This is a genomic window from Pedobacter sp. MC2016-05 (assembly GCF_026239735.1).
In the GTDB taxonomy this organism is placed as follows: Bacteria; Bacteroidota; Bacteroidia; order Sphingobacteriales; family Sphingobacteriaceae; genus Pedobacter.
The window spans coordinates 68283-90727 of record NZ_JAPIVT010000019.1 but is presented as its reverse complement, the minus strand read 5'-3'; the positions used below and the strand labels follow the sequence as shown (position 1 = coordinate 90727).

General features: G+C 35.4%; 23 protein-coding genes. 6 read left to right on the top strand and 17 right to left on the bottom strand.

Annotated features, from left to right (window positions below; genetic code table 11):
* Nucleotides 1-105 precede the first annotated feature (105 nt).
* Together OQZ33_RS19790 and OQZ33_RS19785 are read left to right on the top strand one after the other, a co-directional pair.
* Nucleotides 106-1491 (top strand): nucleoside permease, encoded by a 1386-nt coding sequence (locus OQZ33_RS19790; RefSeq protein WP_265801116.1) that lies wholly within the window; start codon nucleotides 106-108, stop codon nucleotides 1489-1491.
* A gap of 17 nt (nucleotides 1492-1508) precedes the next feature.
* Nucleotides 1509-2636, top strand: coding sequence for a DUF3667 domain-containing protein (locus OQZ33_RS19785; protein ID WP_265801081.1), 1128 nt, complete (start codon nucleotides 1509-1511; stop codon nucleotides 2634-2636).
* Between the two features lie 66 nt (nucleotides 2637-2702).
* On the opposite strand, the gene OQZ33_RS19780 is transcribed toward OQZ33_RS19785, so the two are convergent.
* From OQZ33_RS19780 to OQZ33_RS19740, 9 genes are all read right to left on the bottom strand, one after another.
* Nucleotides 2703-3992, bottom strand: coding sequence for a citrate synthase (locus OQZ33_RS19780; RefSeq protein ID WP_265801080.1), 1290 nt, complete (start codon nucleotides 3990-3992; stop codon nucleotides 2703-2705).
* Between the two features lie 132 nt (nucleotides 3993-4124).
* Nucleotides 4125-4655, bottom strand: coding sequence for a DUF3347 domain-containing protein (locus tag OQZ33_RS19775; protein ID WP_265801079.1), 531 nt, complete (start codon nucleotides 4653-4655; stop codon nucleotides 4125-4127).
* Between the two features lie 96 nt (nucleotides 4656-4751).
* The gene (locus tag OQZ33_RS19770) at nucleotides 4752-5303 is read right to left on the bottom strand and encodes a hypothetical protein (protein WP_265801077.1); all 552 of its coding nucleotides are present in this window, start codon (nucleotides 5301-5303) and stop codon (nucleotides 4752-4754) included.
* A 157-nt stretch (nucleotides 5304-5460) separates the two neighbouring features.
* Complete coding sequence (locus tag OQZ33_RS19765; RefSeq protein ID WP_265801075.1) at nucleotides 5461-5976, bottom strand: outer membrane beta-barrel protein; 516 nt, start codon at nucleotides 5974-5976, stop codon at nucleotides 5461-5463.
* 127 nt (nucleotides 5977-6103) lie between these two features.
* Entirely contained in the window at nucleotides 6104-7018 is a 915-nt protein-coding gene (gene miaA, locus OQZ33_RS19760; RefSeq protein ID WP_265801073.1) for a tRNA (adenosine(37)-N6)-dimethylallyltransferase MiaA, read from the bottom strand.
* A 1-nt stretch (nucleotide 7019) separates the two neighbouring features.
* Nucleotides 7020-7790 (bottom strand): hypothetical protein, encoded by a 771-nt coding sequence (locus OQZ33_RS19755; RefSeq protein ID WP_265801071.1) that lies wholly within the window; start codon nucleotides 7788-7790, stop codon nucleotides 7020-7022.
* A gap of 65 nt (nucleotides 7791-7855) precedes the next feature.
* On the bottom strand, nucleotides 7856-8218 hold the full coding sequence (locus OQZ33_RS19750; RefSeq protein ID WP_265801070.1) for a hypothetical protein: 363 nt from the start codon (nucleotides 8216-8218) through the stop codon (nucleotides 7856-7858).
* A 50-nt stretch (nucleotides 8219-8268) separates the two neighbouring features.
* A complete protein-coding gene (locus tag OQZ33_RS19745) occupies nucleotides 8269-9363 on the bottom strand; it encodes an MBL fold metallo-hydrolase (RefSeq protein ID WP_265801068.1) in 1095 nt (364 codons plus the stop codon).
* A gap of 292 nt (nucleotides 9364-9655) precedes the next feature.
* A complete protein-coding gene (locus OQZ33_RS19740) occupies nucleotides 9656-11008 on the bottom strand; it encodes a Gfo/Idh/MocA family protein (RefSeq protein WP_265801067.1) in 1353 nt (450 codons plus the stop codon).
* Nucleotides 11009-11161: 153 nt separating this feature from the next.
* On the opposite strand from OQZ33_RS19740, the gene OQZ33_RS19735 reads away from it, so the two are divergent.
* Nucleotides 11162-12178 (top strand): LacI family DNA-binding transcriptional regulator, encoded by a 1017-nt coding sequence (locus tag OQZ33_RS19735; RefSeq protein WP_265801065.1) that lies wholly within the window; start codon nucleotides 11162-11164, stop codon nucleotides 12176-12178.
* 25 nt (nucleotides 12179-12203) lie between these two features.
* Here the strand turns inward: OQZ33_RS19735 and OQZ33_RS19730 are convergent, their stop codons facing one another.
* On the bottom strand, nucleotides 12204-13136 hold the full coding sequence (locus tag OQZ33_RS19730) for a helix-turn-helix domain-containing protein (protein WP_265801063.1): 933 nt from the start codon (nucleotides 13134-13136) through the stop codon (nucleotides 12204-12206).
* Between the two features lie 102 nt (nucleotides 13137-13238).
* On the opposite strand from OQZ33_RS19730, the gene OQZ33_RS19725 reads away from it, so the two are divergent.
* Together OQZ33_RS19725 and OQZ33_RS19720 are read left to right on the top strand one after the other, a co-directional pair.
* Entirely contained in the window at nucleotides 13239-15317 is a 2079-nt protein-coding gene (locus OQZ33_RS19725) for a TonB-dependent receptor plug domain-containing protein (protein WP_265801062.1), read from the top strand.
* Between the two features lie 24 nt (nucleotides 15318-15341).
* A complete protein-coding gene (locus OQZ33_RS19720; RefSeq protein ID WP_265801061.1) occupies nucleotides 15342-16376 on the top strand; it encodes an HmuY family protein in 1035 nt (344 codons plus the stop codon).
* A 339-nt stretch (nucleotides 16377-16715) separates the two neighbouring features.
* Here OQZ33_RS19720 and OQZ33_RS19715 read toward each other — a convergent pair whose 3' ends face one another.
* From OQZ33_RS19715 to OQZ33_RS19700, 4 genes are all read right to left on the bottom strand, one after another.
* Nucleotides 16716-16895 carry a hypothetical protein gene (locus tag OQZ33_RS19715; RefSeq protein WP_010602585.1) on the bottom strand — a complete coding sequence of 60 codons (180 nt, stop codon included), beginning with the start codon at nucleotides 16893-16895 and terminating at the stop codon, nucleotides 16716-16718.
* A 183-nt stretch (nucleotides 16896-17078) separates the two neighbouring features.
* Entirely contained in the window at nucleotides 17079-17663 is a 585-nt protein-coding gene (locus OQZ33_RS19710; protein WP_265801058.1) for a biliverdin-producing heme oxygenase, read from the bottom strand.
* An 83-nt stretch (nucleotides 17664-17746) separates the two neighbouring features.
* Nucleotides 17747-18163 carry a response regulator gene (locus OQZ33_RS19705; protein ID WP_056849278.1) on the bottom strand — a complete coding sequence of 139 codons (417 nt, stop codon included), beginning with the start codon at nucleotides 18161-18163 and terminating at the stop codon, nucleotides 17747-17749.
* Between the two features lies 1 nt (nucleotide 18164).
* A complete protein-coding gene (locus OQZ33_RS19700) occupies nucleotides 18165-20375 on the bottom strand; it encodes an ATP-binding protein (RefSeq protein WP_265801056.1) in 2211 nt (736 codons plus the stop codon).
* A 164-nt stretch (nucleotides 20376-20539) separates the two neighbouring features.
* On the opposite strand from OQZ33_RS19700, the gene OQZ33_RS19695 reads away from it, so the two are divergent.
* Nucleotides 20540-20890 (top strand): response regulator transcription factor, encoded by a 351-nt coding sequence (locus tag OQZ33_RS19695; RefSeq protein ID WP_265801055.1) that lies wholly within the window; start codon nucleotides 20540-20542, stop codon nucleotides 20888-20890.
* Nucleotide 20891: 1 nt separating this feature from the next.
* On the opposite strand, the gene OQZ33_RS19690 is transcribed toward OQZ33_RS19695, so the two are convergent.
* From OQZ33_RS19690 to OQZ33_RS19680, 3 genes are all read right to left on the bottom strand, one after another.
* Nucleotides 20892-21698: a mechanosensitive ion channel family protein gene (locus OQZ33_RS19690; protein WP_265801053.1), complete on the bottom strand. Its 807-nt coding sequence runs from the start codon at nucleotides 21696-21698 to the stop codon at nucleotides 20892-20894.
* 9 nt (nucleotides 21699-21707) lie between these two features.
* Nucleotides 21708-21860 (bottom strand): hypothetical protein, encoded by a 153-nt coding sequence (locus OQZ33_RS19685; protein ID WP_265801052.1) that lies wholly within the window; start codon nucleotides 21858-21860, stop codon nucleotides 21708-21710.
* A gap of 111 nt (nucleotides 21861-21971) precedes the next feature.
* Nucleotides 21972-22340 (bottom strand): STAS/SEC14 domain-containing protein, encoded by a 369-nt coding sequence (locus tag OQZ33_RS19680; protein WP_265801050.1) that lies wholly within the window; start codon nucleotides 22338-22340, stop codon nucleotides 21972-21974.
* Between the last annotated feature and the right edge of the window lie 105 nt (nucleotides 22341-22445).

The window sequence follows — 22445 nt, the reverse complement described above, 5'->3', positions numbered from 1 at the left end:
ATGAACCCAAATTGTTTAAAATAATTTGGGTTCATTTTTGAATAATGTTTTAAAATAGTTCTATATTCAGCCTTTACTTTCAAAAAAATCAAACAAACTAATATGATGAATGTTAAGTTCCGCTTAACCGTGATGAGCTTTATGCAATTTTTTGTGTGGGCAGCATGGCTTATTACAATTGCAAACTATTGGTTCGGAACCAAACAATGGGATGGTGCAGACTTTGGAATCATATTTTCTACGATGGGAATTGCCTCTCTATTTATGCCGACCTTAACTGGTATTATGGCAGACAAATGGATTAATGCAGAAAAACTGTATGCAGTTTTGCATATTTTGTATGCCAGTGTAATGTTTTACCTACCACAAGTTACAAGTCCTAACAGCTTCTTTTGGGTAATATTATTGGCAATGTGTTTTTATATGCCAACCATCGCATTAAGCAATTCTATTAGCTATACAACGCTTAAAAATAGCGAATTTGATGTTATTAAAAGTTTTCCACCAATAAGGGTTTGGGGAACCGTAGGATTTATTGTGGCCATGTGGATTACCAATTTAACAGGTAATAAAGCAAGTGCAAATCAATTCTACATAGCTGGAGTAAGTGCTTTTGCATTAGGCATTTATTCATTTACTCTTCCGGCATGTAAACCATTAAAGTTAATCAGCGAAAAAAAATCATGGGTGCAAAAATTAGGACTAGAATCGTTCAAATTATTCGCAGATTATAAAATGGGATTATTTTTTATTTTCTCAATGTTTTTAGGTGGAGCATTGCAATTAACAAATGCATATGGAGATGTGTTTCTTGATGAATTTAAAATGTTTCCCCAATATGCTGAACTCTATGTAGTAAAAAGATCCACCTTAATTTTATCAATTTCTCAAATTTCCGAAACATTGTTCATTCTAGCCATCCCCTTTTTCTTAAAAAGGTATGGAATTAAGAATGTAATGGTTATTTCTATGCTGGCTTGGGTATTCAGATTTGGTTTATTTGCCTTTGGAAACCCAGCAGATGGATTGTGGATGATCATTTTAAGTTGTATTGTTTATGGAATGGCGTTTGACTTTTTTAACATTTCAGGATCATTATTTGTTGAAACCTCAACTACTCCAAAAATGCGTTCCTCAGCGCAAGGTATGTTTATGATGATGACAAATGGATTTGGAGCAATATTAGGAAGTTTAACATCTGGCTGGATCATTCAAAAATATTTTACAAGCGCATACACTACTATTCAAGAATTAGCAACATTAGTTTCAGCACAACCTAATAATAAGCTATTAATTAGTTTTTTGGGTTCAAAAGGAATTTCTGTTTTAGATAATGGTCAATTGAGTAGAGCAATACCGGTTATAAACTGGCACAGCGTGTGGCTAACATTCGCCATTTATGCGTTAATCATTACGGTCTTATTTGCATTATTATTTAAGCACAAACACACCAAAGCAGAAGAGAAAGCTATTGATGCCATTACACACTAAATATTTCGAAATCACCTATGTCAGCTGGTAAGTATAGAAAAGAACACAATTGTTTAAATTGTGGCTCGCATGTAGAAAAGCATTATTGTAGCAATTGTGGGCAACCCAATCTAGAATTAAAAGAAAGTTTTTGGGGCTTCATAAGCCATAGCATTGCACATTACTTCCATTTCGATAATAAATTTTTTCAAACACTTGTTCCCCTTTTAACTAAACCTGGTCAGGTTACGTTAGATTATTTAGCTGGAAAAAGAGCCAGGTATATCAATCCGGTAAGCATGTACATTTTTGTGTCTATTGTTTATTTTTTGGTTGCCTACTCACCTACTCATGTCGAAATAGAAAACGAACACAAGCCAGTAACTGCCGCCGAAACTCAAAAAAGAAAAGCTACACTAGATAGTGTAAACAAAGTATTGAAAAATGCCGGACTGGTAAAAGCAGTACCAGGTATCATGAATGAAACTACGAAGCATATCGCTGAAGATTTAGATCGTGAAGATTTCAAAGCCTTAAGTTTTAAGGACCAAAAAATAGCGTTAGAAACCCTGAAAAAGCTGAACAAAGCCAACCGATCGGATTCGTTAACTAAGGTAATTCGAAAGTTTAGTGAAATTCACGATGATCGAAATGACAGTACTTATGCTGCATATTTAGCGAGACAGAAAACTTTAAATCCGATAGAGCAGGACAATTGGTTAGATAGAATGATCAAGAAACGAGCTATATCTATTGGGGAAAAAGCAGAAGTTATTCAGGAAACCCTTGAACACAACAGACCGAAGCAATATTTCCTGATGATGCCTTTGCTTGCACTTTTCATTATGTGGAATTTTAGAAGAAATCACATTTATTATCTGGATCACCTGATCTTCACAATACATGGAATGACTGCATTCTTCATCGTCTCCATATTTACCAAACCGTTAATAAAATATATTTTCGGCGAAGATTCCAACATGTCAAACCTCATTGGAATAGCTATTTTCGTGTGGATTTGCTGGTATATGTTTAATGCGTTGAAAATATTTTACCAACGAAAAAAAGTAGTTGGGAAGATGATCATGATCATTATATTATACTTCCTATCACTTAAATTAACTGAAATGGTGATGCTCAACTTAATTTATTACGTAGTAACCTGATCAAAATAAAGGGTATAAAAAAAGCTTCAGAAATTCTGAAGCTTTTTTTTATGGACTAAATTACTATTATTTTCTGCTCTTAATATCAACGAACGCCCTATCAGTTTCACCAACGTAAATTTGACGTGGACGACCAATCGGCTCTTTATTTTCATGCATTTCTTTCCATTGAGCAATCCATCCCGGTAGGCGACCCAGGGCAAATAACACGGTAAACATTTCAGATGGGAACCCTAATGCTCTGTAAATGATGCCTGAATAGAAATCTACGTTAGGATATAACTTTCTATCAATGAAATATTGATCAGTTAATGCTGCCTCTTCTAATTTTTTAGCGATTTCTAAAATTGGATCATCAATACCTAAGTTTTCCAAAATATCATCACAAGCTTTTTTAATGATTTTCGCCCTTGGATCAAAGTTTTTATAAACTCTGTGTCCGAATCCCATCATACGGAAAGGATCGTTTTTATCTTTCGCTTTGGCAATCCATTTCTCTGTATCTCCGCCATCGTTCTTAATTAGCTCAAGCATATCGATAACAGCTTGGTTTGCACCACCATGTAGTGGCCCCCAAAGTGCCGCTATACCTGCCGCAACTGAAGCATACAAATTACAATCTGATGAGCCCACTATTCGAACAGTAGATGTTGAGCAATTTTGCTCATGATCTGCATGTAAAATCAGTAACTTGTTCATGGCATTCACAACAACCGGGTTCACATCGTAATCCTCAGTACGTTGTCCAAATGTCATCCAAAGGAAATTGGTTACGTAATCATACTTATTTTTTGGATAGATAAGCGGATGACCCAATGCTTTTTTATAAATAAACGAAACGATTGTAGGCAGCTTAGCCAATAACTTGATAATGGTTAGATTTTGCTCCTCAGCAGTTTGGTTAGGCTTTAAGCACTCTGGATAGAATGTTGATAGTGAGAAAATTAAAGAACCAAGTTGACCCATTGGATGAGATCTCGATGGATAACCATCGAAAAATTTCTTCATATCCTCGTGAATCAAGGTATGCTTACTTATTTCGCCCTGGAATGCATCTAATTGCTCTTGAGTTGGCAAATCACCATATACGATCAAATATGATACTTCTAAAAAGCTGGATTTTTCGGCAAGTTCTTCTATAGAATATCCTCTATATTTTAAGATTCCTTTTTCACCATCTAAAAAAGTGATTTTACTTTTTGTAGAACCAGTATTTTTAAAACCAGTATCTAAGGTTACAAAGCCTGTAAGATCTCTTAACTTAGAGATATCAATGGCCTTTTCATCTTCTGTTCCTGTAATTACTGGCAATTCTACTGTCTTACCATCAACTTTAATCTCTGCAATATCTGACATATTATTGTATTGTGTTTATAGCTTTCTAAATTATATAAAATTAATATACATGCATAACAAATCTGTTAAATTAATATGAATAATCAGTCAAAAAGACGTAACAATCATGCTTAATTTTTCCCGACATTCATGCTATTTTGATTTAATCTCTTCTGTAACTCTTCCACACTCAAGCATCTCATTACCATAATAAGGGTTTTTGATTTCCTTTTCTTTCGATAGCCAGTCTCCTCCATCTCCCTTGTTAGCCATTGGGCAATGTTGAACATAAAGTGTTCCTGATTCTATCTCTGTTGATTTGAATAAGGCAATGATATCTGCACTTAAAACAGTAAAATTTTTGCGCTGTATGGCAAGGTCAGTGGCACTAGCAATTTTCGCTGCTATTTCTGCCGTGGGTTCACAACCTGCGTAATTTGCTAAACTTTTCTCTAACGCCTTCGCAGACTTTTGTCCAACTGCAGAATCTGAAGCTACCAACGCATTTTTAAGATCTACATATTGATTTAATATCTCTGATTTTTTAACATCGTTGATCTTTACCTCATTTGATACCTTTGCTGCGTTGTTCTGGGAAGTGTCTTTATCACCTGTAGCTTTTTTCTCCGCTTGGTTGCAGGCCAGTAATGTAGCTAATATGGCAATGCCGAATATTTTTTTCATTGTATTTGGTTTTCCGCTCAAATTAGCAATTATAATATTAATTAAACAAAAAAAGCCCCGCAAATTGCGAGGCTTCTGAAATATATGATGCTATAATTATAATTTAAAATTATAAGCGATTCTTAAAGCAAACTGACCTGTTTTTCTGAAATAAGTTGTAGAAGCTACATCATTTACATAACCTTCATATCTTGCACCAATATCAAGACCATTATCCCACTCATAACCAAGGCCACCTGTATAAATAAAGTTAGTTTTAGCGCCATCTTCAATCCCGAAACCTGCACCGGCTTCCGCAGATAGGTACATTCTTTCAATAGCAAAAACTTTAACACCACCTTTGGCAGGAATAAAACCAAAATCTAAAGAGTTATTTCTGCCTTTTAATTTTGTATAACCTCCAGATGCTGTAATAGCAACATCTTTAGTTAAATCCCATTGAAGTTTTAAATCGGCACCGTAAGCATACTCCATTGGAGAACTTTTCTTGAACAAACCACCATTTAATCCCACTCCTACCTTAAAGGCCATTCCATTGTTAGTAGATCCGGCATCCATGGTCGTCATAGTCTGTGCATTTAGGTTTGATCCTGTAAAAACAGCACCTGCGACAAGTGCAGCTGCAAAAAATTTAGTAATTGTTTTCATGTTAGATAAATTTAAATTATTAATTAAGGGTTTTGGATTATATACGATAAATTGATTCTAACAGATTTTATAATTTTCATTTTATTCAGAAATTTTTAAAATAAAAAAAAAGCCCTGACTTTCGTCAAGGCTTTTTTTGAATTATTTTATTGATGGATTACAAGCTAAATCCGTAAGCTAAACGTAAACCGAAATAACCAGTATTAACACTGTTTTGTGATAACCCTTCATACTTAACACCTAAATCCAATCCATTATCCCAAGAATAACCAACTGCAGGTGAATATACAAATGATGTTCCACTACCTTCATTAGTACCAAAGCCAGCACCTAATTCTGCTAAACCATATAAGCCAGATCCAGACTGATCAAAGAAATATTTAGCACCAACTTTAACTGGGATATATCCGAAACTACCGTAATTAACACCAGTATCGCCAATTTCTTTGCCGCTGAAGTGCGTATAACCCGCTGTAACAGGGATTGATAATTGTTTGTCTACATTAAATTGGTAACGAAGATCTCCGCCAATTGCGAAACTATAAGCATCGCTAGTCGGTACGCCAACATTTAGTCCAATACCGAAGTTACGAGATTGTGCATTAACATTTGTTGTAAAGAATAGAGCCACTACAGCTGCTGAGGTAGCAATAATTTTAGTAATTGTTTTCATTATAAGTTATTTTTTTGAGTTAAACTATATGTGAAACAAATACAAAATATGTGCCAAAAGAGCTTTTTTGTTTAATGAAGCGGGTAACGTAATAAGAACGTGCTTATTATGATTTTCCGAAAATAAACTAAAATGAAATTTTAGCCAAAATCTGTTTAGTTATTTGGTTAGTAGGCAATGATGCATCAAGCCAATTTATTAAAACACCGTCTTTTTCCATTTTTCTGAAAAATGTATTTTGGCGTTTCGCATATTGGCAAATGGCAATTCCTAACCTCAATTTAAATTCATCATAATCCATTAGGTCATTTAAGTAGTTCACAATAAATTTATACTCCAACCCATAAAAAACTAGCATATCTTTTGAAACTCCGCCTGAAATTAAATTCTCAACTTCATCGATCATGCCTGATGATAAACGATCATCCAATCGTTTTAAAATCTTTGCTCGGGTTACTTCAACCTCGTTTTTAAGTCCGAAGACAATAGGATTTATTTTTGGAGCTGTATTTATGGTTATATCGTTGTGCGCTAAAAACGTTGCAACTTCAATTCCCCTTATCAATCTTTTCTTAGAATTCAAATCAACATACTCTACATCGTTATATTCTTTAAGCCTCGATATTAACTCATCCTTAGTTTCAAGTTGCAATTTTTCTCTCAAACTTTCATTCACCGGAACAGCTGTATATTCCTGGCTTTGCAGTAGGCTATGGATATACATGCCAGTACCACCACATAAAACAGGAACTCTACCCCTAGCAGTAATATCACCAAATACCCGATAAAAATCGTTTTTAAAAGCATCTACGTGATATCTTTCTCCAGGCTCCAAGATATCTATTAAATGATATGGTATTTTACTATTTTGAATCGTGTATTCATCAAGATCTTTCCCAGTTCCAATGTCCATTTTTTTAAAAACCTGGCGACTATCAGCGCTGATTATTTCCCCTTTAATGGCGTGTGCAACATGGGCTGCTAATTTTGTTTTACCTGAAGCAGTTGCTCCCAAAATAATAATAAGATTAAAATCTTTCATGTTAAAATTTCAGGATATACTTTAGACTTCCAGTATTAAATACGGCGGCAGATGACAATGAATTCTCTTTGATTATGATCCGATTTAAATTTATATCTAACGAAAAAAACTGCGGATTTAATAGATCGGTTCGGATAAAGTTTAACTTTTGGTAAACCTCTCCCGCCGACCAATCCCGATCAGCATAAGTCATGATATCATCAGGATTATACAACGCTGAAAAGTGCGTGATTAACTTACTTAGCCCCCCAATAACAGAATATCCAGACTTCACCGCAAACCTGATCAATTCTGCTGATTTATAATTTTCTTCATAATTCATTTTGCGAAGTGCAGAAAAAGTACCAACAGCTACTAATTTATCTTTCTCAAACAACCCAAATTTGTGCCTGCTCCTTACAAAACCCTGTAAATGATTTTCGTTTAGAAATGTTTGCGCAATAGACTTATCAATTTTCTGAACAATGGTTTTTCTTCCGTGTATCCTTTTATTTAATCCTAAGATAGACGCAATTCTTCCCAAAACCTGGTTATTTTTATTAAACCAAACATCTTCCCATAAATGAATAAGCTTGATTCCCTTGATTAAGTAAGATTGCTGTAGATCAATGAGTTGGCTAGGCGTAAACGTATTGTCGATATTTACTAAATGGATAACAAGGGATTGATTATGAATAGAAAGCAAATTAAACTCGACCTCCAAAAAAAAATGGCACTCCACATTGAAATCAGTTAGCGACGATTTAAGTTGTGTGTGCCATGCAAATATCATGGGTGGTTGGAGACTGTTCAATTATTCGATTAATTTGTGATTGGCGCAAAATTAATCAAACAACTTTAAATCCATTCATTTTCTTTAAAGTGAATGTGAAGAATTTCAACTAACGTTTCTATTTCCTTCAATTTAGCTTCATCTAATTCTGAAATTTTCAATCCCAGTTTATCATCCCCAAAGCTAACAAGGGCTTGGTTTTTAAATGTGAAATCTTTGCTGTTCAGCTTAAGTTCTACCTCGCTTCCATTGATGTACAAGCCCATGAAAAACCTTTCAGTAACTTTAATGTCGTCGTATTGAATATTTTTTTCGCTATAAAGATCGTAACCCGTTTCAGAATTTTCGTGTACCGTATAACCTCGAGTGGCATATGGTTGTACACTGGCTCTTATGGTTTGAAAAATTTCTACAAGATCGGTTTTCATATCAGTTGATTTTAGTTTTTAAACAGCAGAACTATATTTTTGTTTAAATTTTATTGATCAAGCCACCATTTGAAAGTTGGCATTTCAGTGTTTAAAATCACGGTTTCGCCTAATTGAGGAGTAACAATTCGCATTTGTTTTTCATGGGCTGAATCAACCACTCTTCGTATAGAATCATCCCAAGGATGCATGGCTAAGCTGAATTTGCCCCAGTGCACAGGCATTAGCACTTTTGCATTTAAATCAATCGCCGCCTGTACGGTTTCTTCGGGAAACATATGTATATGATGCCAATAGGCATTGTATTGCCCACACTCGAGTAAAGCAATATCAAATGAACCGAACCTGGTTCCAATTTCTTTAAAATGATTATCGTATCCAGAATCTCCGCCTAGAAAAAGTTTCCAATTTTTATACTCCAGCACAAACGCCGACCACAGTGTTTGATTACGTTTGAATTTTCGTCCTGTAAAATGTCTTGCCGGTACCGCTGTAAAGGTAATTCCATTCAACAAACTAGTAGTTTCATTCCAACACAACTCTTTAATCTTGTTTGGAGAAATTCCCCATCTTTCCAAATGTGAGCCCACCCCTATTGATGTAATAAAATTGGCAGTTTGGGGAGCCAATGTTATGATGCTTTGATAGTCTAAATGATCATAATGATCATGAGTGATTAAAATCACATCAAGATCTTTAAAATCTTCAGCTTTCACAAAGTCAGTCCCCGCAAAAGCTTTACTCCCAATAAAAGAAAATGGAGACGGTACCTGACTAAAAACTGGATCAACTAAAATCCTTAAACCATCTATTTTAACTAAATAAGAAGAGTGGCCAAACCAAATAATCTCTGGAGCAGCCGTTGCTGGTTTACTATTTAAATCCGGTTGGATATGTTTTAAAGATTTTTGAGGAATCTTATTTGGATGTTTATCGAACAAGAAAGCTTTCAGTACCTTCAACAAACTTACGCCTTCAGGCTGCATTGGGGTGATCGATTGATTTTGTAAAGCACCATCACGATAATTGCTCAATTGATGGATTCTCTCAAGTCTTAATCCTTTTGGTAATCTACCGAAAACAGGAAGGTTGGTGATCACTAAAAATAAGACGACAAATAAGAGTAAAAAATATAGCGCAATCATTAAGAAAAATTTTGGCCAATGTACGGATTAGATTGACCATCACTTCAATACTTAAGTCAGCGGAAAGCAAAATAAAAAGCCCCAGAAATGTTCTGGGGCCTTTGGCAATTTCAATAAAAATTAATTTTGAACGCTTTAAAGTGATAACTTTGATACCGGCTCAACATATAGCTTAGATAACTTATGTAATTCAAGTGAATTCATTTATTTGAAGTGCCAGTAAACGGGGAGTGGTTATAACACTTCTCGTTTTACTTCATCACTTGCTTAGTGATCGCATAATCGCTTCCTATCAATAATCATCATTTTGAGCAAATATTGGCTTTCTGCTCATCCATTTGCCTCCTGTAAAATCTGGAAACTCCACTGTTTCGTTTCCTAGCTCTATTGATTGTTCACTTAACGGGGTAATGGCGCTCCAAGTTGCAGCGTCATAAACATCAAGCGGTGTAAGTACGTTCCTCTTGGCTGATTCGATGAACGCGTTTATAACAAAGAAATCCATACCTCCATGTCCTGCACCCTGGGCATCATTTCCGTATTTTTTCCATAGCGGATGATCATACTTTTCCAGCCACTCTTTAGCATTATCCCAAGCATGTGGCTTGCTTATGCCTTCTACATAAATGCTTTTGTTCACATCCATCCATAAACCCTTTGTACCCTGAAAACGGAAACCTAAAGAATAAGGGCGTGGTAAATTAGTATCGTGCTGCAAAATAATCGTTTCGCCATTTGCACAATCAATTGTGGTCGTTACAATATCTCCTAATCTGAAATTCACTTTAGCATTCGGATGGTTTGTACCTCCTTTTTCAACAATATAGTTATGCAAGCCACGAGATTTGGTTGCAAAGGAATTTAATTTCAAAAACCGGTTTCCCCTATTAATATCTATACATTGAGCAATCGGGCCGACACCGTGTGTAGGATATAAATCACCATTGCGATGAACTGAATGGTTAGTTCTCCATTTGGCTTCCGAAAATCCTTTGTCACCAAATTCTACCCCATGTCCGTATGGATTAACACCATCGTTAAATTTAACTTCCCTTAAATCGTGCTGGTAACCGCCTTGAAAATGAATCATCTCCCCGAAAACACCCTGGCGAACCATGTTCAAAGCAGCAAGAACATCTCTTCGGTAACAAACATTTTCAAGCATCATCACTTGTGCATTTCCTTTTTCAGCAGCGTGTACCACATCCCAATGATCTTGCAGGTTAATTCCCAACGATACCTCGGATCCTACGTATTTTATGCCGGCATCAATTGCACCGATTATCATTGGTTTATGCAGTTCCCATGGAGTAGAAATGATTACAGCTTTAATGCCTTTTAGTTCCAACATTTTTCTCCAGGCATTTTCATCACCTGTAAAAATCTTTGGCATTGGCTTACCGCTTTTCGCAACTATGGCTTTACTCATTGTTAACATCCTGTTATCTATATCGCAGATAGCCACCAATTCTACATCATTTCTTTTCAAAAGCAATTCCAAATGATTTTGGCCCCTTAAACCTACTCCGATCATCACCACTTTAATTTTATCATCAACGGGTGATGCAAAAATAGATTGATCTGGAAGGGCTGCGAAAGCAGCAGTGGTTAGTCCTGCGTTTCTAACAAATTGTCTTCTATCCATAAAGCTCAAATATTTGATATTGGTTACCCATTAAAAGATATTCGAATGTATCGATATTTAGATCTTGATTATAGGAAATGGAGTAAAAAAACAACGCAAACGTTTGATTAATTTCGTAATATTACATCACGAAGAAGTAGTTTAGCAGTCAAAATGCAATCCAAACCAACCACTATAAAAGAAATCGCCAGACTTTTGAACATTTCTCCTTCTAGCGTATCTAGAGGCTTACATGATCATCCCAGTATTGGAGCAGTAACAAGAGAGAAGATTAAGCAGTTGGCAAAATCACTTAACTATGAGCCAAATAATGCTGCAATTTTATTTCAAAAGGGCAAAACCTATACCATCGGTGTAATTTTACCTGAACTATCAGAGCATTTTTTCTCCACAGCTATATCTGCAATTGAAGATGAGGCATTAAAAAAGAATTATACTGTAATTTTTGCCCAGTCGCATGATGATTATGATCAGGAAGTGAAGTTGGTAGAAAAGATGAAAAATCAACGTGTTGATGGCTTGTTGGTTTCTATCAGTAAAGACACGTCAAAATTTAATCACTTTGAAAAATTAAATTCTTTTAATATTCCTGTGGTATTTTTCGACCGCATTCCTCCATTCAAAAATGTTCATTATGTAGCTTGCAGCTTAGAAAGCGCAACGGTTAAGGCTATAAATTACCTGCTTAAAAAAGGCCATCGAAGCATTGGGATGATAAACGGACCGACCACCTTATTCGCGAGCGACGAAAGAAAAGATGGTTATATGCAAGCCATTACCTTTAACCGGCTGAAGTTCGATCCGTCTTTGATCGTTAACTGCGATTTAACTGAAAAAGGTACCATAGAAGCTGCAAATCAATTTTTAAATCATAAAAGGAAACCAACTGCCATTGTAGCCTTCAATGATTATGTTGCCTTATTTTTAATCAAATATTTTAAAAAACTCAATGTAATTAATGATTTCGACATTGTTAGTTATGCTAATTTACCTATTATTAGCTATATAGATCATTCTCCAGTTGCATCAGTAGAACAATATCCCTATTTACAGGGACAGAAGGCAGCAAACATTCTTCTCGATTTAATGAATAGTCCTAATTCAGAAAATCAGGCATTTTACAATACGATAGTAGAATCAGACCTGATTGTAAACGAAGGCAAAGATTAATCAACACAAACGTTTGCGTTGAGTTTTAGATTTTGTTCAAACTTCCTGGTAAAATTTTATAAAGCTTTTTAAAAGCGTATATAAAGTGCTGTGGATTTTTATAACCTACTAAATACGATACCTCACTTACACTTTTTTTATCCTGAGTTAGGAAATGGTAAGCCTGTTCCATTCTAATTTTATACAAATAACCAAATACGGTATATCCCGTAATTTCTTTAAAACCACGTTTAAGCTTGTAATCGTTTATACCAACCTTTCTTGCTAACTCGACAAGCGAATGCGGTTTTTGGAGATCAGACTCCACCAGCTTCTTCGCTAATAGAATTTTATCCACATCATCTTTCTTAATAAGAAAGCTCTCTGGCTTATCTTGCTGATCGATATAGTAAATAATCAGTTCAAAAATTTTAGATTCGATAAACAACCGATTTGCCCTACCAGCATATTTTGAATTGATAATGGATTGAAATAGTAGCTCCATTTCTGGTGTTACCGTTTTCTCTTTTTGAAACGATTCTGCTTCAAATATTTTGTTGGCGATTCTTTGATAGTAGGATGAGGTAAGTTGAATATATAGATATTTAACCCTTCCATTAATATGGAGTACGGTATTGTTTAATTGCCCAAAAGCAATAGACTGTTGATTAGCGTTTATAATGACCGGGTCACTTGCTTCATCGGCATTATTAATGAAAAGTACTCCTTCAATGCAATACAGAAAGCCAATATTTTCTTGAGCTGAGCTGTATCTAAAATCTCTAGGTCGATTGCTTTCAATGTCTGCAACAGTAACATGGATGCCTTCAAACCATTTCTCGCTGATTTTTATTTGATAATCAGCATTCGCTATTTCGCTACTGTGTTCATCAATATCCTTTGCAACTTCGAAATTATATGGATAGGTATTTGAATAAATAGGCTCTTCTGTAGCATAGTCTGATATTTTAATTCCCATTTTTTTTTAATCCGTATCACGGCATTAATTATCCGTTTGGCGTTATCTGATGTGTCTGATTATCGACAAATTTGCACAATTATTTATAATTAGTCTAAATAAATGAAAATATATTTATCAGTCTTTTTGATGTTTTTTGGATTTTTAACTTTTGCACAGGAAATCATAACAGATACCATCAAGGCAACCGACTTGAAAGATGTTGTGGTTACTGGTCAGTTTGGTCCTCAATCGTTAAAAAATTCAGTTTACAATGTGCGAACGATCAGTGCAGAAAAAATTCGTTTACGTGGAGCTGTTAACTTACAGCAAGTTTTAAATACCGAATTAGGTTTCAGGTTTAGTAATGATTTAACATTGGGAACAACCGATGTAACCATAATGGGCATGACAGGCAGAAATGTTAAGGTTTTACTGGATGGTGTACCCATGATTGATCGATCGGATACAAGGGAAAGTTTAAACCAAATTGATATTAATACCATTGAACGTATTGAAATTGTTGAAGGGCCAATGTCGGTTGTTTACGGGGCTGATGCCTTAGCTGGTGTGATTAATATTATTACCAAACGTGCTGGAAAATCGTTGTTAAATATTACAGCAAGATTGCAAGAGGAAACTGTTGGAAACGAATATAAAGCATTTTCGGACAAGGGAAATCACGTTCAAAATCTTGGGTTAAGTTGGCAAAACAACGGCTGGAGTGCCTTGTTTGGCGTAACGCATAACGATTTTGCTGGCTGGAACATTAAACCAAGCACTACTTCCAGAGACATTGTTGATCAGGATTTGGCGAGTGGCAATCGGTGGAAACCAAAAGAGCAGTGGCTTGCCAATACAAAGATTGGGTATAGAAACAAAGATTTTAATGTTTGGTACAGATTGGATGGTTTGCGGGAAGAAATTATTAGCCGTGGCGGTATGAATACGCTGAATTACATCGCTGAATGGCAGAGTTATAACACCAAGCGTTACACCAATCAATTACAATCTGAATGGAGATTAAGTAATTCATTACAATTAACTGCAATAGCTGGTTATTCTGATTTGAAACGTTTAACTAAAACCATTAATCACAATTTCAGTACAGGTGCAGATGTGCTCAGTACCGAACAAGGAAAGCAGGATACTGCCAAATTTAACTCCACTATTTTCAGGGCGACAGCACAGTATATTTTAAATTCCAAAATTTCCTTTCAACCAGGTTTTGAATTTAACAGAGATGCAGCAAGTGGACAACGAATTAATGGTTCGCCAGTAATAAATGATTATGCGCTTTTTATTTCATCAGAGATTAAACCCGTTGAGGGAATAAATATCAGACCAGGATTAAGATTTGTTAAAAACTCGGTGTACCCCGCTCCTCCTATTATTCCATCACTAAATACCAAGTTTGTTTTAAGCAAAAATTTCGATTTGAGATTAGCTTACGCCCGCGGCTTTAGATCCCCAGCGCTGAGAGAGTTATACTATGATTTCGTTGATGCCAGTCATAATATTATTGGTAATCCAAATTTAAAAGCTGAAGAATCAAATAGCTTTAATGGTTCATTAACCTGGGCGGGATTAAAAATTGATGATTTGCAAATGCGTTCTACATTAGCAGGGTTTTATAATTTTTTTAAAAACCGAATCTCATTTGCACAATCGGCACAAGATGCGACGATGACTACGCTATTTAATGTATCAAAATTTAAAACTGCAGGATTTACCTTAGATAATACCATCATCTATAAAAATTTGAACGCAACTATTGGTGCATCCTACATCGGCAGATATAATGAACAATTAGAAATTAATCCTGGGCTGACAATACCTGAATTTTCATGGTCGCCAGAAATTACCGCAACGATCTTATACAGCTTTCCAAAAATTAGAGGAAACATCAGTCTATTCTATAAATATTCGGGCGCTGTTCCGAGTTATCAAAGTGTAAATACCAATATTACAGATTACCAATTGGTTGAGATTGGTGGGTTTAGCCTAGCAGATTTGATGTTGAACAAAAGCATTTACAAATACATCACCATCAATGCAGGTGTTAAAAACCTGGTTAATGTAACCCGTTTGAGCAATACTTCAACCGCATCTGGAGGCGCACATAATACGGGTGGTGGTGCAGTACCCTATAGCTATGGCCGCTCTTATGTCTTTGGCTTAACTTTTAACTGGAACAAATAATTTTTAAACACAATAAATAAGAACATGAATAAACTTAACTCAATGATTGCAATCGCTGCACTAGTGATAACTTTTACCGCTTGCAAAAAAGATAGCGAAGAACCTATAATTGTAGTGCCACCCTCTGATGGAAGTACATTAACCCTTAGCGGTAAAACTGCTGAATCGAATTACGCAAATATCGTTTATGCTGATTTAAGTACTGATAAAGCGACAGCTGTTGACAGGAAAAGCTTCAATTTTGGATTAACATCAGATAGTAGATTTAGAGTTGTATTAAATGCAGCATACCAAACAACAGCTGTAACTACCTCAAAAAGTGATATCTCTGCTGTGACAGTAGCAGATCAGGGCACCTCTGTAAACTTGAATCATGACATCACCGACCCCACAACTGTTTCACTTGTTGATAATTGGGATGGTGACGTTACTAAAACGGCAATCCCTGAAATAAGCGCTATTGATGCGGAGAATAAAGTGTTCTTAATCAGTTTTGAAGGAAGCAAAGAAAAAGAAAAGTGGTTTAAAGTTAGGATTACTCGGAATGGAGCTGGCTATAAAATTCAATATGCAAGATTAGGTGAAACAGCCATTAAAACTTTGGATGTTGCAAAGAATGCTGATTATAACCTGGTTTTTGTTTCACTAGAGAATAATAAAGCTGTAAGTGCTGAACCTAGAAAAACAGAATGGGATTTTGCCTGGAGTTATGGAACATACAATTCTGGCTTAGGTTCACCTTATTGGTTTCAAGATTATATCGCGATTAACAATCTAGCAGGTATTTCAGCAGCGGAAGTTGTAAATACAAGCACATTAACATACGCATCCTTCGCCGAATCAAATTTATCAACTTTAACTTTTTTGACGGCCAGAGATGCCATAGGAAGTAAGTGGAGATCGACTACTGGTACAGGTATTAAATCTGACCGTTTCTATGTTGTTAAAGATGGTGCTGGTAATATTTATAAATTAAGATTTGTCAGTATGGGTGTTGGAAGCGATGGTGGTGAGCGTGGAAAACCTGTATTTGAATATAAGTTGGTTAAAAAAGGTTAGCTTGAATTATTTGCTCTCAATTAAAAATATGTTTTGTTAGTTGGATAGATGCTCCCCGCGATGGGGAGCTTTATCTTTTATAGGGCTTCGGGTTAATTGTTGGATTGATCTATTGTTGCATTGTCACATGCTAATTCCCAAACTGTCTTTTAAAAGTTACTATCTCTAATAAGCAAATTGCCTGTTAGCGTTAGCAACGTTACAAGCTGCAAACTAATAATTAAGATGCCCACTCTTTTGCAGATAGTAAGTTTGGGATAACGATAGCTACTCAAAATGCACTAAACGCAAAAAGGGCTCCGGCATACCGAAACCCTTTTTGTTCTTACTCGCGAAATATTATTTTCCAGAGTTTTTCTTGTCAGTTACTTCTGCACGGATTTCTTGTGCTAAAACTTTAAGATCTTGCATTGCTTTACGCACACGAGTACCAGCAGCTGCATTGCCAGCATTATAAAATTTTTCTACATCTGCTTCAATCGCAGCAACAGCAGCTTTAACTTTTGAGAATTTTTCCATCGCTAATTGATGTTTTTAAGGTTTAAAAAATTTATTTTTTTCAATAATACATATTTACCTTGAATTAACAACAGAAAGCAAATTTTAATTTGAAAGAAGTTTTGCACATTCTAACAATCAAAAAAATGCCTTAGCAGTATTATAGATGTATTTTTTCGATTTTATCAGGCCGAATTCGAAAACCTAATTAAGCTGTTTTGATAACTTGATCAAATTATTAAAGGTTTCATTAGCGCTTCTAACGCATCGCTCGTAATCAGCACTTATAACACTTTCATTCAGTATAGTTACAAAATTTTTCCATTTTGTGCCTAACTCTTCCCCATAAACCCCATAATAGTTTAAACCGCCTTCGTGATTAGAAAAATTAGGGTTAGCCAAAATATGCTTCTTAATTACGTTTCCACCCAGTGTAGCGCCTTCCAGCACATATAATGCGCCTAACACTTCTGCATTGTTTTTTTCAGGCACAAATAATTCGAAGTTAAGCGCTGGCAAAGTCAAACTATCAATTTGCCAATACGCCAGGTCCTTTTCCAGCGCAGCTAATTTTAGTCTGTTCTTCATATCCAATCGATCAGCCAAAGCAGTATCTAACATATTGGCTAACTTATTTTCTAATTTTTGATGTATAATGTAATTAATGGTTAGTAGTTTTTTATAGTTTTCAATGCTTAATGTATTGTTCATAATTTCATTTACAAACATTAAAGATTCTAATGCCGCATGATTTTCAGCGGTTTCCGTTCTCAATAAATTGGCAATCATATCTAAGTGATATCTAAAATTAAATTGTAAAAAAGAAAAGATTCGGATTGAAGCCCGAATCTTTATTGTTATATCTAAAAAAATTAATTTAAACGTAAATGCTGGTTAAACCAAAAATCGTGTACGGAGTGAACACATTTCAGTAAGTTATCATAGCCATCAGGTTTTGTTAAATAAGCATTGGCACCAAACTCAATTGATGCTTTTACATCATCCGGATGATCTGAGGTGGAGAATAAAATCACCGGAACAGATTTTAGGTAAGGAATATCTCTAATAAATTTCAGTAAATCTAACCCAGATAAACCTGGTAAGTTTAAATCCAATAAAATTAATTTAGGTTTTGTTTTAGTATCAGCGAAAGCCTGCAATTTTTCCAAAGCCTCTTTTCCGTCTTCTACAATACTCAGATTTAGCGTTTCTTTAACTTCTTGTACGGCGTTCTGCATAAAAAATGCATAATCCGTATCATCTTCTACATAAAATATGTCTGGCGTCATTCTATTTATTTTTAAAAGCCACATAGAAAGTTGAACCTGCATGGAGTTTGCTTTCAAACCAAACCCTACCGTTATGTCTTTCAACTATTCTTTTTACAATGGCTAAACCCACACCTGTTCCCTCAATATCTTTAACATTTTCCATGCGCTTAAAAAGCTCAAAGACCCTGTCGTAATAACGGTTATCAATTCCCATACCATTATCTTTAATCGCATATATAGTTTCTCCACCATCTATAACAGCACTCACTTCAATTTTAGGGCTTTTAACCATTGATGAGTATTTTACAGCATTGCTGATAAGATTTGTAAAAACTTGAGCGATCATTGTTTTATCACCTTTTAGATCAACCAATTGCCCTAAAATCAATTCGGCATTGTCTGCTTTAAAAGCCGACCACACTTCAGCGCTAACCTCAGCTAACAACGATTGCATATTTACCGTCTCAAAAACGAGTTCAGAACGGCCTACACGAGCTAAATTTAAAATCTCCTTGATTAGAAAATTCATTTTATTAGCACTGTTAACAATCCTATCCAGCATGCTTTTTCCCTTATCATCCAGCGTTTTGTTTTTCAACATCAGCTCTGCATAGGTTTTTATAGAGGTAAGCGGTGTTCTCAAATCGTGAGAAATGGTATAACTAAAAGTATCCAGTTCCTCATAAGCTGATTGTAGTTTCTCATTTAACAGTCTAATCTCGTTGGCTTTCTTATTAATGTGAGCAACGATGATTTCCCGGATGCGTAAAACGGAAGTAATCTCTTCCGGCATCCATTTCTCGGAGGTATTATTAACCACTTCAGACCAAGTTTCGAAAGACTTTCTTGGGGATAAACTCGCTAATCCATCCACTACAGCGGTTACGGGTTTATCAGGATTTCCTGCCCAATTAACGGTAGATATTTGTTCTGGCTTAAACCAGATCATGATTTCAACAGGATCTTTACTTAGCGAACATGCCAATATTCCAGATGCTATATCTTTATACTTTTTCGCTGGATGAAAAATTTCGGAAAGCCGATGCGTATAATAAATCGATTCGTCGCTATTATCTTTAAGCCACGCTACTAACTCCCATATTGACTCATCATCCGGAACCTCACCAATTGTTTTTAGCTCGTTTTCGAAAACAATCGCCACACCGGTTCCATGAGTAACATTCAGTAACGTTTTATCGTAATTGGTTAATGCTTCAATTAAATACTTATCTCTATTGAGGTGTTCAGATAGTACATTCGCAGTGTTGTTGAATAATTCCACTGTTTCCGAATTTTCTTCTTCCTCTCTATATTCCAATGCAGAAGACAAAATTTCGCCGATGAGCTTAGCGCCTTCTCGAGCTTTATAATCGATAAATTTAGGACTATAATTATGACAAGCAATCAAACCCCATAACTCGCCATTTGCGATTAACGAAATACTAAAGCTCGAATACACCCCCATATTTTTTAAATATTGGATATGGATAGGCGAAACAGCTCTTAAACTTCCGTTAGTTAAATCTAATGCGGTGGCTTCGTTGAAAGTTATTATAGGAGAATCATCGGTATTAACATCTGCAATTAGGCGTGTTAAGTTTAGCTTATACAATTCTCTTGCTTGTTTCGGAATATCTGTCGCTGGATAATGTAAACCAAAAAATGGCTCTAAATGATCTTCCCTTTCTTCGGCTACCACTTCGCCATGTCCATCATCTAAAAACTTATAAATCATGATACGATCATAACCAATAAGCTTTTTAACTTCGGTAGCGGCTCCCTTTAATAAGGCCGATACCGATTTACCTTGCAGCATTGCAGAGGCTGATCTCCCTACTAAACTCTGAATATCATATTGTAAACTTACTGGCTCGAATTCTAAAAGCCAATCGTTAACTGAAGTATTTATGATAAGATAAAATGGCTTTTCATTTATTTCAATAGGATATGGACTAATAGCATCGAAGCTTTTTCTGATTACCCCTAACTTTAATAAGTTTTCGATATTAAAATCAGGTTCATGAACGAAATGATTTGACAATACTGAAATAGGCTGATCCAATAAATTTTTAGCTGGCGTAGAAAGATAATCACTTGTGTTCTCACTTATATAGGTGATAGTGAAATCAATTTTATTGATAGCGATTAAAAAACCATGCGACTGAATTTTGCCGGGAATGTGAATAGGCTCTTTATCACAATTGGTTAAATCAACAGAAAATTTATTCATAGGATGTATTAGCACTTACAAAAGTATTAGAATTTTCTAAATGGCAAATATTACTGTTCTTTTAGAATGACTCTAATTTGCTATATTCAGTTTAGAGATTTATTTTTTATTTTATCTTTGTTCGAAATTTAAAAATCATCCCAACCTTGTCAAAAAAGAACATTTTGGTTATAGAAGATAACCATGCAATTTTAGATGTTATTACTCTTATTTTAGAAAGCGAAGCTTTTAATGTAGCGGGGTTAAACAAAGGCGCAGATTTTATTGAGCATGTATCCGAGTTTAATCCAGATGTTATCATCATGGATATCATGCTGCCGGATATTGACGGAAGAGTTCTTTTGAAAGAATTGAAAGAGAAAGACTCAACCAGCCATATTCCTGTGTTAATGATTTCCGCCCGTTATAACGCAACTAATTATACTCTTGATGGGGTTTCTGCCGATGACTTTATGGCAAAGCCGTTTAATATTGATGAGCTGATGGATAAGATTTATGCACTTCTGAAAGCATAAATTAGTCTGGCATTCCAGGTAATTTTACCCCGCCATTTTTTAAATTTTTCATTAACTCTTGCTGAAAAGATAACTTGGTATCCATAAATCCATGAGCTTTCACCCAAATGTTCATGGCCACTTTGTAACCACTATCTTCCAAAGACGATACCCCTATTCTACGTTCTGGAGTGTTGAGGCATTTTTTAAATTCGTCAACCGTTTGGTTAAAAACTTTGACTATTTGCTCAAATTCAATCCCATAACTAAACTTAATTTCAATATCTAGCCTTCTCACTCCTTCTTTGCTGATGTTGATGATTACTTCATTCGATAATTTACTGTTCGGTATTACTACTGATCTATTGTCGAAAGTTTTCACAATGGTATAGAAAATCTGTATTGATTTTACTGTACCTTCCTGCCCCTGAGCGATAATATTATCGCCTACTACAAACGGTTTTAGCAATAGTATCAGTACACCGCTTGCAAAATTTTGTAAAGTACCTGATAATGCTAAACCGGCGGCTACTCCAATACCACCCACTAATACAGTTAAAAATGTCAGTTGGATTCCGATAATTTGCATTACGGTTAAAACCAAAAGCACTCTTAACGTGATGATGATTAGACTAGTAAGAAATGGTGTTAATGAAGGGTTTACCGCCCTCCGCGTCATTGCTGCTTTTGACCATTTACTAAAAATTTTAATGAGCCATAAACCAACAATTAATACAGCAATGCCTAAAAGAACAGCCGGACCTTTCGCTATTACCCAATCAAAAATTTTATCGTAAAACCGATTAATATTATCCGAATCTATCTTCATAAATTAAACTCACTTACTTTTGTCTTTGTTAGGCGACTCCTTACTCACATCTACTTTTTTAGCGTCTTTTGCCGAAGTAACCTTTTCATCGGCCCCTTTTGCTTTTTCATCTTTTGGTGCAGTAGCTTTGCTTTTTTCTGCCGAAGTTTTTGAATTTTTCATCTGTTTTTAATTATTTAAGTTAACAAAACCCTACTCACTGCATGCGCTAGCTGAATTATTCATCCCGATTACGGCGTGAAAGGGAGCGGATTTCATAGTTGAATATTTAATTTAGTTATCAGTAATTAACCACGCTTTGGCTTCTTCTAGTTCATCTGGTTTAAAACCTTTTGATGAACCTGGAGTTGCTATTGAGAATGCATCTGAAAACCATTCTACACTTTTCTCGTGGCTTACAACAGCTATCTTCTTCCATTTAGTGAAATTTTGTAACCCCGCCTTAGCATCTTGAACCCAGGCACCAGCGGTAAAATTCTTTACATCAGTTTCCAACACCAATAAATACCTTATTTCGTCAAATCGATCTGCAGTTCGTTTTAAGCCTGGCAGCAATACGTTCTTCAAATCATCACTGGTAACTTCGCCGGTAGCCCTCACACCAAATACATTATCGGGTAACCCTGTAATTTCTGTTAACATATTATTTAGTTTTTTATAGAACAAGTTTATTGGTGTAGATGTTTGGAAAGGGACTAAATTCTAAAAGGTTGTACGTAAAACGAAACCCTAACTTCTTGATAACGT